The 14,716-nt window shown below is 48.6% G+C and carries 15 protein-coding genes; 9 read left to right on the forward strand and 6 right to left on the reverse strand.

Annotation, left to right across the window (positions count from 1 at the left end; translation table 11 throughout):
- The first annotated feature begins 97 nt into the window (after positions 1-97).
- Positions 98-745, forward strand: a complete 648-nt coding sequence (locus QUB63_RS05225; protein ID WP_332943751.1) for a transposase — start codon at positions 98-100, stop codon at positions 743-745.
- A gap of 126 nt (positions 746-871) precedes the next feature.
- On the opposite strand, the gene QUB63_RS05230 is transcribed toward QUB63_RS05225, so the two are convergent.
- Positions 872-2,230 (reverse strand): hypothetical protein, encoded by a 1,359-nt coding sequence (locus QUB63_RS05230; protein WP_332943752.1) that lies wholly within the window; start codon positions 2,228-2,230, stop codon positions 872-874.
- Positions 2,231-2,820: 590 nt separating this feature from the next.
- Between QUB63_RS05230 and pgl the strand changes: the two genes are divergently transcribed.
- The 6 genes from pgl to QUB63_RS05260 all read left to right on the forward strand — a co-directional run bounded on the left by pgl (position 2,821) and on the right by QUB63_RS05260 (position 7,088).
- Positions 2,821-3,540, forward strand: coding sequence for a 6-phosphogluconolactonase (gene pgl / locus QUB63_RS05235; protein ID WP_332943753.1), 720 nt, complete (start codon positions 2,821-2,823; stop codon positions 3,538-3,540).
- Between the two features lie 204 nt (positions 3,541-3,744).
- Positions 3,745-4,533: an FHA domain-containing protein gene (locus QUB63_RS05240; RefSeq protein WP_332943754.1), complete on the forward strand. Its 789-nt coding sequence runs from the start codon at positions 3,745-3,747 to the stop codon at positions 4,531-4,533.
- Positions 4,534-4,630: 97 nt separating this feature from the next.
- A complete protein-coding gene (locus QUB63_RS05245; RefSeq protein WP_442921865.1) occupies positions 4,631-5,110 on the forward strand; it encodes an FHA domain-containing protein in 480 nt (159 codons plus the stop codon).
- 57 nt (positions 5,111-5,167) lie between these two features.
- Complete coding sequence (locus QUB63_RS05250) at positions 5,168-5,905, forward strand: PRC-barrel domain-containing protein (protein ID WP_332943756.1); 738 nt, start codon at positions 5,168-5,170, stop codon at positions 5,903-5,905.
- Between the two features lie 173 nt (positions 5,906-6,078).
- Positions 6,079-6,636 carry a hypothetical protein gene (locus QUB63_RS05255; RefSeq protein WP_332943757.1) on the forward strand — a complete coding sequence of 186 codons (558 nt, stop codon included), beginning with the start codon at positions 6,079-6,081 and terminating at the stop codon, positions 6,634-6,636.
- On the forward strand, positions 6,633-7,088 hold the full coding sequence (locus QUB63_RS05260; protein ID WP_332943758.1) for an FHA domain-containing protein: 456 nt from the start codon (positions 6,633-6,635) through the stop codon (positions 7,086-7,088). The genes QUB63_RS05255 and QUB63_RS05260 overlap by 4 nt, the downstream gene beginning before the upstream one ends.
- A gap of 375 nt (positions 7,089-7,463) precedes the next feature.
- Here QUB63_RS05260 and QUB63_RS05265 read toward each other — a convergent pair whose 3' ends face one another.
- Complete coding sequence (locus QUB63_RS05265) at positions 7,464-8,042, reverse strand: DUF1997 domain-containing protein (RefSeq protein ID WP_332943759.1); 579 nt, start codon at positions 8,040-8,042, stop codon at positions 7,464-7,466.
- A 209-nt stretch (positions 8,043-8,251) separates the two neighbouring features.
- Between QUB63_RS05265 and pheA the strand changes: the two genes are divergently transcribed.
- Together pheA and QUB63_RS05275 are read left to right on the forward strand one after the other, a co-directional pair.
- Positions 8,252-9,178 (forward strand): prephenate dehydratase, encoded by a 927-nt coding sequence (gene pheA, locus QUB63_RS05270; RefSeq protein WP_332943760.1) that lies wholly within the window; start codon positions 8,252-8,254, stop codon positions 9,176-9,178.
- A 29-nt stretch (positions 9,179-9,207) separates the two neighbouring features.
- On the forward strand, positions 9,208-9,849 hold the full coding sequence (locus tag QUB63_RS05275; protein ID WP_332943761.1) for a pentapeptide repeat-containing protein: 642 nt from the start codon (positions 9,208-9,210) through the stop codon (positions 9,847-9,849).
- A 33-nt stretch (positions 9,850-9,882) separates the two neighbouring features.
- Here the strand turns inward: QUB63_RS05275 and QUB63_RS05280 are convergent, their stop codons facing one another.
- The 4 genes from QUB63_RS05280 to QUB63_RS05295 all read right to left on the reverse strand — a co-directional run.
- Complete coding sequence (locus QUB63_RS05280; RefSeq protein ID WP_332943762.1) at positions 9,883-10,818, reverse strand: PspA/IM30 family protein; 936 nt, start codon at positions 10,816-10,818, stop codon at positions 9,883-9,885.
- 216 nt (positions 10,819-11,034) lie between these two features.
- Positions 11,035-11,676, reverse strand: coding sequence for an LON peptidase substrate-binding domain-containing protein (locus tag QUB63_RS05285; RefSeq protein ID WP_332943763.1), 642 nt, complete (start codon positions 11,674-11,676; stop codon positions 11,035-11,037).
- 511 nt (positions 11,677-12,187) lie between these two features.
- On the reverse strand, positions 12,188-12,379 hold the full coding sequence (locus QUB63_RS05290; RefSeq protein WP_332943764.1) for a DUF4926 domain-containing protein: 192 nt from the start codon (positions 12,377-12,379) through the stop codon (positions 12,188-12,190).
- 125 nt (positions 12,380-12,504) lie between these two features.
- Positions 12,505-14,716 (reverse strand): COR domain-containing protein (locus QUB63_RS05295; protein WP_332943765.1); only part of this gene is annotated, 2,212 nt, incomplete at its 5' end.

Consider the following 14,716-nt stretch of genomic DNA (forward strand, 5'->3'; position numbering starts at 1 on the left):
ACTGGCTCTGACAAAAAAATCCCGTAATTTTAGCAATTGACGCATATTTGGGCTGATTTGTCAATGCGTAAGTCCTAACCTTATCGTCGCTGAAGAAGTGCAGCCGCGTCAGGCCGACAACCAAGGTCGCGTGGTTGCCTTAGATCCAGGTGTTCGCACGTTCATGACTTTTATTTCCGAGAATTCTTACGGATATCTCGGCAATGATTCCAATCTTCAAATCCAAAAACTGTGCTTCAAGCTAGATAAGCTGATTTCAAAAATGAGTAAAGCCCCTAGCGCACGAAAGAAAAGATTTAAAAAAGCTGCTGACAGGTTGAAATCTCGAATTCAACACATGGTTAAAGAGCTGCATCACAAGACTGCTAAATTCTTGGTTGATAACTTTGACGTGATTTTATTGCCGTCGTTTGAATCTTCCAAGATGGTCAGCAAATCACGTCGCAAGCTCCGCTCTAAAACTGTGCGTCAGATGCTTACTCTGTCTCATTATCAGTTCAAGAAACACCTCGAATGGAAAGCTTGGGAGTCAGGCAAGGTAGCCCTGACCGATATCAATGAAGCTTACACATCAAAGACAGTTTCTTGGACTGGGGAGATTAAGAAGATTGGTGGTTCCCGTGTCATCAAAGGCAAGGATGGACGTTGCATGAACAGGGATCTAAATGGTGCTCGCGGGATTTTCCTGCGGGCATTGGTTGATACGCCTTGGTTGAAAAATAACCTCAACTTATTTGTTTGTTAGCAAATGTTAGCAAAAAAGTATCGGTATCCATTTGGTTGAGTGCTAAAGGAGAAGGTGTAGCCTGTCGATTTCCGTTTGCATCAGTTTGCATCCCGTACATGGCGAGGGAAGCCGAACTTCCTTCATTTAAGGATTAGCAAAAGTATTGATTTCGCCGCCGCCAATGTAGCGTCCCGGAGTCAGCGAGCGGGGTGTAGAAAAAGGTTGCGGTTGAATTGGCGAACCGCCCTGATTGGTGTTTTGGGGAACAACTCCAAAGTTAGGCTGGCCCGGCAAGTTAAGCTGGCTCGGTTGAGGTTGTTGAAATTGAGAATTCGCTGAATTGGGAGAGAATTCAGGGCTAATTATCTTGCTTCCCCCAAGGGCACTCGTCCCAGGGGACTGCCCGACATTGGGTACTAGCGGTATTGGCGAAGGTGTGGCGACTGGAAGTGTCCGTGATTCAGCTTCCGGTGCGAAACCCGGGCCGGATAAATTAGTTTGGTAGGGATTTTTTGGCAAAGCCACAGTTGCAGGGCTTGCATTAATTTCCGGGAGGCTCGGTACTCTGGAATTTAACCCGGCAAATGATTCAGGGGCTGTAGCTGCTGGGTTTAAGAATTGTTGAGAGTCGCTAATAATTGTATTGGTAGGAGCCGGAAGTGGCGAGAGTGTCGCGGGAACATTCACAGGATTTGCTCTCCCTTGAGCTGTAGCGGGCGTTGGCAGCAAATTGGCCGGATTTGTCGGAAGCCCGAAGGAAGCCGGTCGATCGAGCAATTTAGCCGAGTTTGCACTTTTGAGAGCCGCCGCCGTTGCCGAAGTGTTAGCGGCGACGTATTTTTTCATAGCGGCTTGCAGCGGACTCAAAGCTAGAGGATTGTCGTTTTGTTTGCCTGAATTAGCACCGCTCGACGGCTGCGATAAAGTGGCTGTCGCTGTACCCCCAGAGTCAGGCTCGATCGTTTTTATCCCGGAAATTGGCAGCCCACTGCCTGATAAACTCAAATCTGATGTCGCGTTTGAACTTGGCAAGCTGGAACTTTGTGGGTTGTTATTGACTGTCGAAACCGCAGGATTTGCTAAATTTGGCACGGGCAAAAATCTGCTGCTTGCCACCTGCTTGGGCGCTGAAGATTGCCGGGGAGTTTCCAATTCGCGATCGCGAATTTCGTCGAATAAACCTTTGCTTTTGACTGCTGGTGAATTTAACAAGTTCAGTTGAGAATTAGACTGATTGAACTGATTGACTAGCACCGGCAAGCTGTCGATTTCAGCAGCAATGGCAGTATCTTCAGCAGACATCCCGGGGAGCGAAGCTGGAGTGTTTGAGGCTGCTTCTTCGCCATCTATGCTCAACCTTTCTGGATGTACGGACACCTCCCAGATAAATAACCCCCCCGCACACAGCACGGCTAGCGGAGCCCAAACCGCAGGTTGCGTCCAGTGGCGCAACCGCGCTATTAGATAGCGGACAGATGTAGGGAATCGCTTAAACTTTGACATAGTTTTGCTTCCATCCTGTGGGGACTTAAAACTATTTTTCCTAGTCTACCACATCAATCTTGATGATTTTTGCTGTCTTGGGGTAAGTGCGATCGGGCAAGTGATTGAAAGTTGCGAAAGATATATCAGATATGGAAGTCCTCAGTCATTGGTCATCAGTCATTAGTCATCAGTCATTGGTCATCAGTCATTGGTCATCAGTCATCAGTCATTGGTCATTGGTCATTGGTCATCAGTCCTCAGTCCTCAGTCCTCAGTCATTAGTCATTAGTCATTGGTCATCAGTCATCAGGAATAAGCAAGAAGGAAGTCGGAAGTTGCAATATAAGAGCTTATGGAAAGTGCAATGCGAGAACGTCCTAACCGTCGGGCGCGGTTGCTACAAATGTATGCAACAAGTGAAGATCCATAAAGCACTGGGAGAAATAAGTCTTGCCAACTAAAATAAAGCGGGCTAAGAATGATAAAATCCGACTTGACGCGGTGTAGAGCCTTCTAGACCTGTGGGCCGATCGACCTCAAAGCAAAATGTCAAGGCAAAATTGGCAATTGCTGAGATCGACACGAAGAGGAAAGTTAAGAGGAAATTAATGCAAAAAGTAGTAGAAGTATTAGCAAATCGCGAAGAACTCATAGAGCGCTCGCTCGCGATTGTTCTGTCCAAAATCGCAGCAGCCATAGCAGAACGCGGAATTTGTACGATCGCCTTGGCGGGCGGAAGCACACCAGAACCGCTCTACAGAGCGCTCTGTACCCAAGACCTGCCTTGGGAGAAAATTCACGTTTTCTGGGGCGACGAACGCTACGTGGCCCCAGAACACCCGGACAGCAATCAAAAAATGGCGCGCCTCGCGTGGCTCGATCGAGTAAACATCCCCGCCAGCAACATCCACCCCATGCCCACAGGCGCAGGCGACCCCGCAGCCGACTGTAGGACGCACGAAACCGAATTGCAGCAGTTCTTCAAAGTATCCGACGGCGAATTTCCCGCTTTCGACATCATCCTATTGGGCATAGGAGACGACGCCCACACAGCCTCTCTATTTCCCGGGACAGCAGCCTTGCAAGTCCGCGATGCCCTAGTAACAGTCGGCAACAAAGACGGTCAACCCCGCATCACCTTTACAGTCCCCTTAATCAACCGCGCCCGGTGCGTCATCTTCATAGTCGCAGGAGCCAGCAAACAACCCGCCCTCGCTCAAATTTTTGCCCCCGCAGCCGACTCCACGACCTATCCAGCCAGACTCGTTCAACCAGAGGGCGAACTTTGGTGGCTGCTCGATGCGGCCTCCGGCGTTGCAGTAAAATAGCTGAGAGAGCCTGCGCTGCCAGCACAGTCAGCAGTATCACTAACTCAATCTTTCCCTTCACTCCGAATGTCACGGCGTGAACTCAGTTGCTAGTATTAGCGAAGCAATATAAGAATTGTGGCGGTTAAAGTTAAAATTTGACCATATACACGACTATTTTTATGAGGCTGATTTGAAAATCTGGCCTTCTTCAAGGAGAAATCGATGATTGTCTGTCCCAATTGCAATCACCAGAACCCCGACGGGGCCAGCCAGTGCGAGGCTTGCTACACGCCTTTACCCGTTACCGCAAGTTGCTCGAACTGCGGTGCAGCGGTTCAGACAGATGCAGCATTTTGCGGTCAGTGCGGCTTTAACTTGCGTCCGGGTTCCACAGTTCCAGAAGTTGAGGTGACAGTACCGTCCGCCTCGCCTGTGGGCCCGACAGTGGTATCGCCACGGGTGCCGGACTTAGCGCCAACCGAACCCCTGATGGCAATGGAACCTCTAGTTACCCCGCATCAGGGGCCGAACTTGGAAAAAACTCCCGCCAGCATGAGTGCGATTCCCGAGCCGCCGCCGCTGCCCTCGGTTCCTGTTACAACAGAATCAATGGCAGCAGTAACTACCTCTCCCCCGGTTCCCGACCCACAGCCAGCGGGTGTCGCTAAAACTCAACTGCAACAGCAGTCGGCGCGTCTGATACACGTTCAGACAAATACCCCGGTGGAATTGCCTCACAATCTGTCTGTGATTCACATCGGCAAGCCAAATGACTTAGTGCCTCCGGATATAGATGTTTCGGGATTTGCTAATTCTGAGATAGTTTCTCGGGTACACGCAAATCTCCGGGTGGAGGGAGATGCTTGCTACCTAGAAGATGTAGGCAGTTCAAACGGCACTTACGTCAACAATACTCCGCTGCCCTTGGGCAACCGACACCGGTTGCGACCGGGAGACCGCATCTCTCTGGGGAAAGGAGACCTGGTTACGTTTCTATTTCAAATCTCTTAGATCGAGTTTGGATTGGGCGATCGAAAGTCTAAAATCTAAAATCGCATCTTGAGGCGCTCTACCAAAACTCAATGCTGCCAATGTGATTAAGCTGACCTTGCTACATCCACTCCAGTCTATTCCCGTCCGCAGTTGGATCTTTGAAGACGAAGAGGTCGTCCGGATCGGGCGATCGACGGAAAACCACGTCGTTCTTTTTAGCGCTGTGGTTTCTCGCCGCCACATCGAATTGCGACGCAGCGGCATAACTTGGGAACTGATCAATTTAGGTACCAACGGTACTTACCTCGATGGTAAGCCGATCGCTAAGGTTCCCGTTGTGGACGGTCTGATCGTTCACTTGGCTCGCTCGGGGCCAAAAATTCAAATCAATGTCAGCCCGAATCAGTCCTCAGTCCAGTTAGGAGTTGTTAGCGTCAAGCCCAGGGATGATGCTAAGGCAATTCACGCTCGCTCCGGGGGCGCCCCCCTGAGCACGATTCCTATTCCCGACCAAAAAGAAGTTGGCACTTCTAGGGAAGAGGACGAGTTAACGGAGGCAGAAAATACTCCCCATTATTCGGAAGAAGATTATTAAAGTGGCATCAAAATTTCGATCGAAATTTTGATGCAGGCGGCACTCAGGAGTTTATTTATGAGTACATCACAACAGATTGTTAAGCGCAGCGAACTGCAGGGCCGCCGCACGATCGACCGCCGCACGGCGGAAGAGGTCGGCAGGGTCGATCGGCTTTGGCTCGATCCTCACAAACAGCGGACGCTGGGCTTTACTTGCAAGTCGGGAGTTTTGGGCAGCAAAAAACGCTGGTTCGCTTGGGCGCAAGTTGATACGGTGGGCGAAAATGTTTTTGTGACTATTAACCCGGAACTGCCCCAATTGCATCAGCCGGAACAAGCTGTTTGTCCGATCGGCCTTGAGCTGCTGACGGACGCAGGAAATAAGGCAGGTGCGGTGGTTGACTACCTCTTTGATGCCCGGACGGGTTTAGTGACCCACTACCTGTTTAAATCGAGCGGCCCTCTCGGCGTTTTAGACGGGATTTACTTGCTGCCGGTGGCAGCTATTTCGACCCTCGGCAGCAAGCGGGCGATCGTGTCTGAGGCTGCTGTATCCGAAGCCCAGCAGTACGCGGAGGGACTGCACCAAAAAGCCGGCCTGGTAGCAGAGTTTTTGCAGGATGATTTCGACAGAACTCTCAAAAATGTGGCAGGCGTCAAGCGAAACGCTCAAAGTCTGGCCCACAAACTTCAAGATAAAGCTCTAGAAGTCAGGGATGTAGCTCAAGAAAAAGTTGCAGAGTTGAAGCAGCGTCAAAGCCATGAATCTGCACCGCCAGATCGGGCCGAGCCGCCAGAGTCGGATTTGTTCTGAAGTGCGGCATCGCCGGCTCGATCGAGCGACTGCTTGCCGATCGCATTTTTGGGGTGGCGCGCGCCCGATCGCGAGATCGGTATTTTCGGTGTAGAAGATTGAACCTTTCTGGGCGAGGAATTCCAGTGCTGCTCAAAGCATTGTATTTTTAAGGTATCGCATCAATAAGGAAAATGTTAGCAACTCAAAAAGACCTATGCTGTTTAATACAACCAACAACAATTTTATCTAGAAACTCCGGCATTAATCCTTGGTTAACGAATGTCTGCACAAACAGCGATTCCTCGATCGTTGACCCGTCTACGATCGAAAACTCGAATCAGCAGTGCAACCAGCACTTGCTTGAGTTGAATTCTCCGATCGAGCGGCGGGAAAATCGTTATTCTACCGATCGCTCGGAGCCGATGGGCGATCGGCCAGGTAGCTGCATCCCAGACCAAATTAATCCAGCGCTTGGCACTGCTGTCGATCGCTGCGAAGTTCACCAGATTAATACCATCGTGTTTGGTTGTTACCGACGAATGAAAAAATTGGTGCCTGGGGGGAAACCTAACAATCAAAAGTTTGTTCAGATTCCTCCCGCCGCCAAAAATTCAACTTTTTTTACGGCAGAGCCAGGGAGTGGCGCACTGACAAAGCCTTTAAGCATCAAATTTTTTGCGGTTTTATCCCAAAAAAACGATCGAGCATCCTCGTTTCTGTCCTGCGGGGGAGTGTCAAAACATCAGTGATTACCTTAACTCTGCTACATCCTATTCAGTCTGTCCCGGTTCAAAGTTGGTGTTTTGAATCCGAATCTGTGGTGCGGATCGGTCGATCGAACGACAATGATGTAATTATTTACAGCGCTGTAGTTTCCCGCCACCACGTAGAGCTGTGGAATCATCCTTATGGCTGGGAAATTATTAATTTTGGTGCTAACGGCACTTATGTAGATGATAGACCGATCGCTCAGGTGTCGGTAGCCGACGGGATGACCATTCGCTTGGGTAATTCCGGACCCAAAATCCGGATTCGGGTGGGCGCGACTTTGGAATCGGGCAAAATAACCAGGCCGCCGCAGCGCTCCCTCGCCGGCCAAAATGACCAAGTTTCCAAAGACAAGTCAACTGCTTGGTCTCAGGCTGGGGGAATCATCGAAGACGATGAAGAGGGAGCGCTGACTCACATCGATTTTGACTGACCGGCCGCTATCTATGCCTGCTCGCCAACTCCAACAAACCTCAGGGTGCACTATTCTCTCGTCTAGTCTAACTAATATAGCAACCGCGCGCGACGGTTAGGAAGTTCTTAATTACTGAAATATAAGCTTTGATTGCGCCTTCCTTCTTCCTTCTTCTTTACTATAATTAACACCTTCTCTAGTATAGCGCTTCGGGTGAGAGTTCGGTCAAGCCCGAGCGATTACCTTTTTCCCAATTACCTTTTTCGCCATTACCAATTACCTTTTTCCCCATTTCCAATTACCTTTTTCCCAATTACCTTTTTCCCAATTCCCAATTACCTTTTTCCCAATTACCGGACATACCTCACCGGTCTTGAAAATGGCTGTAGGATATCAACCTTCTACAGATAAGATTGGGGGAATCTCGCTCGATATTACCTCAGTTTCGTTGCTTGCCCACCGACGGTAATCTAAGAGCAACTGGTACATCAACCGCTGTTTGACGCTCAGCAGTACGCTCTTGAGCAAACCGTTGCCGGTTGCTTCTAAAATTGGTTTGGGCGTCAGCCAAAACGGCGGCGGTAACTCTACTTGCACGGACAAATCCGCTTTTCCCTTCAAGTACGTTACCCCGCCCTTTTGCTCTGGAGCAAGCTGTCCTTTAAGATTGAGAGCAAAGCGATCGTTTATATAACCCACGCCAAGAATTTCGCAAGCGACGGACTCCAAATTGATTGTACCGTCCGACTGCGCCCACACCCTCATGTCTACTGTGGGTTGAATGCTCAGCATCATAAATTGTAACGGCCGCATTTTCAGGCGGAAACAGTCATCGCTAAGCTGTTCTGTGCGAGTGCGATCGACTAAGGCGTTCACCAGTCGCCTCGGCTGGCGCAGATAATGTTGAATGGGAACCCGTTCGTCTGGTACGGCGATCTCAACGGATTGGGAAGAATTAAAGCGGATATACATGAGAAAATATCAAAATATAGGATTCGTAAGCATATCTTAATAAACTATAACCTTTTTTAAGGTGACATAAGTCGGCGCACGGAGTCGCCCACCCAGCAATGTCATCCGAGAAATAACGGATAAAAGCTTTCGGGCCATCGCTAATTTTCTCATCATACTTCCTGCGTGATGAGAGTAAAGCAAACTGTTGTAACGTAAAATTACTGAGTATGAAAATTTTGATCGGATATCTTGGCCCTGTTGGTACCAATACAGAAACAGCGGCTCAGGCTTATGTCAAGTGGTTGAGCCAAGAAACTAACTCCGAATGCACCCTGTATCCTTATTCCACCATTTCTCAGGCACTAGAGGCATCTGCCTCCGGACTGGTTGACTATTCAGTTGTGCCAGCAGAAAATTCGATCGAAGGCAGCGTGACTGTCACCCTAGATACCCTGTGGAGGCTGGATGCACTGCGAATTAAACACGCCTTGGTTTTGCCGATTTCCCACGCGCTGCTGTCAAATGCTCAAAATTTTAACGAGATTCAAAAAGTTTACTCTCACCCGCAAGCCCTAGCTCAGTGTCAGTTGTGGTTGAGCCAGTTTATCCCGGCGGCTAAGTTGATTCCGGCAAATTCAACTGCCGAAGCATTGCAATCTCTCGAAGATAGCAGTGTAGCTGCAATCTCTTCCCCCAGAGCGGCCGAACTTTACAAATTGCCTGTGCTAGCAAGCCCGATCAATGATTATCCCGACAATTACACTCGATTTTGGGTACTCGGCCCCGATGCAGGAAAACTAGGAAACTCCCCAAAATCCCACGAATCATCAATGACATCCGCCGCCAAACCATCGCCTAACTCGCACCCCGACGCAACGCCCGCGAATTGCACTCACACGTCACTAGCTTTTAGCGTACCTGCCAATAGGCCGGGAACATTGGTTAAACCTTTGCAAGTATTTGCCAGTCGGGGTATTAACTTAAGTCGCATTGAATCTAGACCGACTAAGCGATCGCTCGGAGAATACATTTTCTTTATGGACGTTGAAGCGGATGTGTGTTCTGCAGTAGTTCGATCGGCACTATCCGAGTTAAAAAATCACACGGAAACTTTAAAAATCTTTGGTTGCTACACTGTACTGTCAGTAGTATAATTTTAAGTACAACTTAGGAGGCTAGCCAGATGAATGCGGATGAACTTCTGAAGCGATATGCAGCCGGAGAAAAAAATTTTCATGAAACAAACTTGACAGAAGCTTCTTTGCGAGAAGCTTTTCTGATTCATATTAATCTAGCCTGTGCCACTTTGAAAGAAATCAATTTAGCTTTGGCAGACCTAAGTTCGGCAAACTTAATAGGTGCAAACCTCAAGAATGCTTGCCTAGTAATGACTAAACTCAATGGCGCTGACCTGAGCCGAGCCGATCTAACTTTCGCAAGATTGACAGGGGCTGAGCTAATTGACGCAAACATGGAAAATGCCAACTTGGGAGAGACTAAAATGATCGGTGTCAACTTGAGCGGGGCAAACTTGTATAAAGCCAACCTGATGGAAGCCAACTCGTTTGAAGCTTGCTTGGACGAAGCCAACCTCGAAGGAGCAAATCTATGCGAGGTCAAACTGCGGGGAGCGAGTCTGAGAAAAGCCAACTTGAGAGGGGCATTTTTGTGTGAAAGTAACCTTCAGGGCGCCGATTTGAGAGAGGCTGACTTGCGCGGTGCTAATTTGAGCGGGGCATTTTTGTGCGGTGCTAATCTGGAAGGAGCTAAGCTAGATGGGGCAATTTTAAAGGGGGCGATTCATTTTTGCATCAGACAAGTCTGACATCACGCAATATATACGCGCCGAATCCGACGACTAAGGACTAAAAAAAATAGTATTCATTTGGCTGAAAGTGCAGTTAATCTGCTCCTGTACCTTAGAAAAATGAACCTGCATCTTTAGTATCTCTTTCTTAGAATTAGCTTCAGCAATCTTACTTTCCAAAGCTAGCAAGTTGCGGTTGAGAGTTTCTACTCGCACAGTTTGGTCGTCTAAATCAATTTTTACTTCTGCCACCTTATCCAACTCGATCTGCTTGCGAACCCAGGCGTGTCGAACCAAGTTTTCATCCTCTTTCTGAAGAGCTAGCAAAGCTCGCTGCTGCCACTGATTGGCTTGAGATTCAGCTTGATTGTACTGCCACTGAATGCGGAGTTGGGCGGAAATAGCGCTGCCAACAGCTTGGCGCAGTTCTTTGAGAGGTTGCTGAATTTCTAAGATTAACAACTCCCAAAAATTCATCAGTTCGCTGGTAAATTCTTCGCGCTCTACAGAAGCTACCAATGCTTCTAACAGCAACAAATTTGGTTGCATCTGGTGCATAATTGTCTCAAATATTAACTGTGCTTCTGATAACTGCCGATCGCCTTTTTCTGAGACTGTACTGGCTGAGTTCTTTAATATTTTTTGAGTTTTGTCTGCCCCTGTTTCTGAATCTAAATTCGCAGGTACAAAGGCTTGCAACCTTTCGCGGGCGATCGCACTCAGCTTTTCTCGCAGCAAATCGGAGGCAGCCCGCTGCACTGGCCCTGTGGAGCTTTGACAAATGTTGATGACTATTTTTAAGCCTGCATCGCCGTAATTAAAGCTCTCCTTCAGGGCGGCAATGCGATGTTCGCTGACAGAACTAGACAGTCGGTGTTTAACTCCTGCTAGTCCGCCGAGTACGACACCGCCCACAGGAGGTGGCTGTTGACCGCCTCTAACTGCATCGTAGGGCTTAGGTTGGTCGAGATTTTCTAACACAAGCATTTACTGCTATAAAGAACCTATCCGAACCTGTTTGAAGTTAAGAATTAAACAGATACCAGTTCCAAAAAAGAATGAAACTGTAGGTCCGCGATCCAAACCCTTAGTTCATCAGTCAATCGAAAATCAAAAATCAAAAATCGAAAATCGAATGATTTGTGTCTAATTCTTGCTTCCATGCAGGCAAAACCGATCGTACTTTTTGGCTGCACAAATTGGCTATTTGAGCGTATCTTTCAGTACAGTCCTTGCTGCCAAGTGATTGCGAGTAGATGTCAAAATCTCGGTTTCGCGTTCCAATCTCGCAGCGGTATCTTGCAATTCTAAAAGAGTTTGCTGTTCTGTTGTTGCACCGTAAAGGTAGCTGGCTACCCAGTAGGACAGTTCTGTAGGCAAACTGGGAATGTCTTCCGGTAGGTCGATCGGCTGATCCATCAATTTGCTGGACAGGCGAACTACATCTCTGAGCAGTTGTTCGACATCTTTTCCCAAAGGTCTGAGGTCTTTTTGCGGCGGTTCGTCTTCAATCCATTCTACTAGACCGACTAAATAGGGTTTTTCCCGAACGGCATCGAGGACTCGGAACCGCTGCTGCCCGAGAGTCATAATTTTCATGCGATCGTCCGGGAGGCGCTGGCAGTGAATCACTTCGGCGCAACAGCCGACGGCTGAAACTTTGTTTTGGTTCGGGTCCCACATGAGGACACCGAAACGGCGATCGCCCTCCAGAATCGTATTCATCATGATTCGATAGCGAAACTCGAAGATTTGCAGCGGCAGCGGTCTACCTGGAAATAGAACCACTTCCGGCAACGGAAATAAGGGGAGTTCGCAAACTGCTACAGAGGAAGAGGATGCCATTGTCGCTCAAAGGTGACGGTACTTGCGCTTCTTTATTCTTACTTTAACTGATTTGAGGCAATTCCGGGCGGGGTGAGGGGCGATCGGGCGAAATTCGGGGGCGATCGGGGCTTTAGGCTGATGCCTAGGGTCAGAAACCGGGTTTTTTGCGACAATCTTTCGTTGTGACTCATAACTGAGATAAAAACCCGGTTTCTTGAGGCTGATGCGTGGGGTCAGAAACCGGGTTTTTTGCGACAATCTTTCGTTGTGACCCATAAATGAGATAAAAACCCGGTTTCTTGAGGCTGATGCGTAGGGCGAGAAACCGGGTTTTTTACGACAATCTTTCCTTTGAGACGACAGATCAGGTAAAAAACCCGGTTTCTTTAGGCTATAGCACAAGTTCTGTATAACTTATTTATTGTTAGATATCGGGGGAGTTTATGGTGCAGGCTGATATTTTAATTCTAAAATTTGACTGCTGTGTAAGGGCAACCTCGCATAAGTTTGCCCGTCATCATCGCTGAATTCAACTTCGCTTTCCATCAGGAGCTAAAAACTCGACGATCGTCCCTACTTGACCTGCAAGTAAATCGTGTTGCGGTAAATCTTTTTTGAGAATAACAACATCTAGTAAGTTCATGGTTGCGATACATTCTACTCCATAAATCGGGAATTTGCTGTATGGGTTCGATCGAGGCTCTTCCTCGCTTATCTGCATTCCCAGGCACAGCCTGGGAACGAGGGAACGAGAAAATTATATTAAAGTAGGGTGCGTCGCTGCGACAATCATCGCTAATTTTTAGTGATCTCATAGCGACGCACCGCACCATACAGGTAAAAAAATTAACGTGCTGGCGGTAGCTGGATTTCTATACCTACTTTGTTAGCCACATCGATCGCAGTATTAGCAAATTCCGTCACGCCTGCAATGCCAAGTCCGATCGCAGCAGCAGCCGCTACAATAGCTTTGAAACTTTTCTTTAATCGGGCATGATTTATTTCATTTTCCGGTTTCTTAATTTCGGATTCCAAATCTTCAATATCGATAATTACGCCCTCGCGAATGTCTTCGGGAAACTGCGAAGCGGTTTCGCGCATTGAAGAAATTAGTTTGAGCAATTCGGCGGTATTTGTGTTATTATTATTTTGCACTGATTGATTGCCACTAACTTCGGCGCTGTTCGATGAACCGCCGATATTCCCGGAAAAGTTAGCACCTTGAAAAGCACCTTGAAAGTTGTTGGTTTCCGAAGAATGTTGAGTCATTTTTGCTTCTGCTTTATTAATAATGGGTCTACTAGCTGCTAGTTTAGCGATATCTACAAGGTCTTGATATTCTCTTCCGTATTTTTCATCGCCCATGTGTCTTTGGCGGCGAAGTTCGATCGACTCATACCCATCCAACAAAGGCCGCAAATCCAGTTTAAGTTTAAGTTTGCCAACGCGCACAGTATTCTCGCCCATATCCTCCAATCCTAACAATTCCTCGTAATCCAGCGGATCGGCATCGGGATAACCGGGAACCGGCACCCATTGAGTGATTTCCAGATTCGCAAAAGAATTGTGGATTGTGGCAAACGTATCGCGAATCAGGCCCAGAAAACAACGCCGCGTCGATTCCCGCCCGCTAACAGCAATAAAGATTTTTTCATCTTCCGGATCAGATTTAATCCGGGCGATATTGTAAACTTCAGCGCCTTCCCTGTACTCCAGCATTACCCCCGTGCGCCAGTGGGTGCAGTTGTGGATTTTCTCGTGGGAGAGGACGATGAAGCGCGAGAGGATGCTGTCGGGGAGAATGCGATAGTGATATTGAAATTCCAGGGTTTCGCCTGCGAGTTCGGTGTTTTCCGGTTCTTCTTTGGGCAAAATGCCGGGGATGAGGAAAGTCGGCGCGCCGCAATTGTTGATGGGGAAGCAGAGTTGAAATTCTTCCATCAAGCTGGTGAGACAGTGGTAGCGGTGGCTGGGATATTTCGTTGCATCGAGGATGCGGCTGAGGTCGGCGTAGGTGAGAATGCCTTTGGTTTTGACTTTGAGTGCGTCATCGCTGAGGAGGGCGTAGATACCTTCCGTCACCCAATGCGGATTGAGGATGTTGGTGGATTGCAGGATGGGGTGTTTGCGGAAGTTGAGGACAATGCCCAAGTCGTGCAGCAGTCCGATAAGTTGGGTTTGGTCGGTTTCTGCGAGGATGTTTTCTGTGGCGCAGATGGTGGCGTATTCGCTGATGGTGATGAAGTCTTTGTCGAGGTTTTCCAGGCGCTGTTTGACTTGAAACCAGCTTAGCGGCAAAAGATCGTAAACTTCTTTGAGTTGGGAGATTTCGGTGTGGATGGCGCTGCGGAGTTCGTCGATTCCCGTTCCGTTTTGGCAGGAGGTTTCGAGGATGGCTTTGATGTTGGGATATTTGTCGCGCAAGGCTTTGCGGTTGATATCGAGGGGTTGTTCGTCGCACTTGTTGCCAACGATGATGACGGGGGATGCGTCGCCGAAGCTTTCGATCAGTTTCAGCCAGTATTCGAGGCGGTTTTCGTCTTCGCTGGTGCGGCAGTTGCAGGCGAGCACGTAGAGGCTGCGTTTGGTGAGGAAAAATTGGTGGGTGGCGTGGTAGATTTCTTGTCCGCCGAAGTCCCAGACGTTGAGTTTGACGGTTTTGGTGTTGACTGTAATTTGCCAGTTTGTGATGTTGAGTCCGTCGGTTTGGGGTTCGGTGGGGTTGTATTTGTTGTGGGTGAGGCGGTTGATGAGGGAGGTTTTGCCGACGGTGGCTTGGCCGACGAGGAGGACTTTTGCTTCGTTGAGGGGGAGGACTTTGCCGCTGCGGAGTTGGCGCAGGTAGTTGAAGATGGCTTCGGGAGTACCGGGGTATTCCTCCAGGTTAGCGGGCCCTAGAACTTCTGGAGAAATAGGCAGGGGATTGCGGCGGAGGTCGAGTTTTTCAAGTTTTGGCAGTGTTTCTAAGCATTCAGGAATCTTTTCAATCTGATTGTTTGTGAGGTCAAGCGATATCAAATTCGACAGTTGGCCGAGGGCTTCGGGAATTTCTGTTATC

The organism is Microcoleus sp. ARI1-B5 (genome assembly GCF_036705795.1).
In the GTDB taxonomy this organism is placed as follows: domain Bacteria; phylum Cyanobacteriota; class Cyanobacteriia; order Cyanobacteriales; family Microcoleaceae; genus Microcoleus.

What these genes read in the sequence shown, in the direction of transcription:
- QUB63_RS05230 (WP_332943752.1), bottom strand. Translation starts at nt 2,230, where the DNA reads ATGTCAAAGTTTAAGCGATTCCCTACATCTGTCCGCTATCTAATAGCG.
- pgl (WP_332943753.1), top strand. Translation starts at nt 2,821, where the DNA reads ATGCAAAAAGTAGTAGAAGTATTAGCAAATCGCGAAGAACTCATAGAG.
- QUB63_RS05240 (WP_332943754.1), top strand. Translation starts at nt 3,745, where the DNA reads ATGATTGTCTGTCCCAATTGCAATCACCAGAACCCCGACGGGGCCAGC.
- QUB63_RS05250 (WP_332943756.1), top strand. Translation starts at nt 5,168, where the DNA reads ATGAGTACATCACAACAGATTGTTAAGCGCAGCGAACTGCAGGGCCGC.
- QUB63_RS05255 (WP_332943757.1), top strand. Translation starts at nt 6,079, where the DNA reads ATGTTAGCAACTCAAAAAGACCTATGCTGTTTAATACAACCAACAACA.
- QUB63_RS05265 (WP_332943759.1), bottom strand. Translation starts at nt 8,042, where the DNA reads ATGTATATCCGCTTTAATTCTTCCCAATCCGTTGAGATCGCCGTACCA.
- pheA (WP_332943760.1), top strand. Translation starts at nt 8,252, where the DNA reads ATGAAAATTTTGATCGGATATCTTGGCCCTGTTGGTACCAATACAGAA.
- QUB63_RS05275 (WP_332943761.1), top strand. Translation starts at nt 9,208, where the DNA reads ATGAATGCGGATGAACTTCTGAAGCGATATGCAGCCGGAGAAAAAAAT.
- QUB63_RS05280 (WP_332943762.1), bottom strand. Translation starts at nt 10,818, where the DNA reads ATGCTTGTGTTAGAAAATCTCGACCAACCTAAGCCCTACGATGCAGTT.
- QUB63_RS05285 (WP_332943763.1), bottom strand. Translation starts at nt 11,676, where the DNA reads ATGGCATCCTCTTCCTCTGTAGCAGTTTGCGAACTCCCCTTATTTCCG.
- QUB63_RS05290 (WP_332943764.1), bottom strand. Translation starts at nt 12,379, where the DNA reads ATGCAGATAAGCGAGGAAGAGCCTCGATCGAACCCATACAGCAAATTC.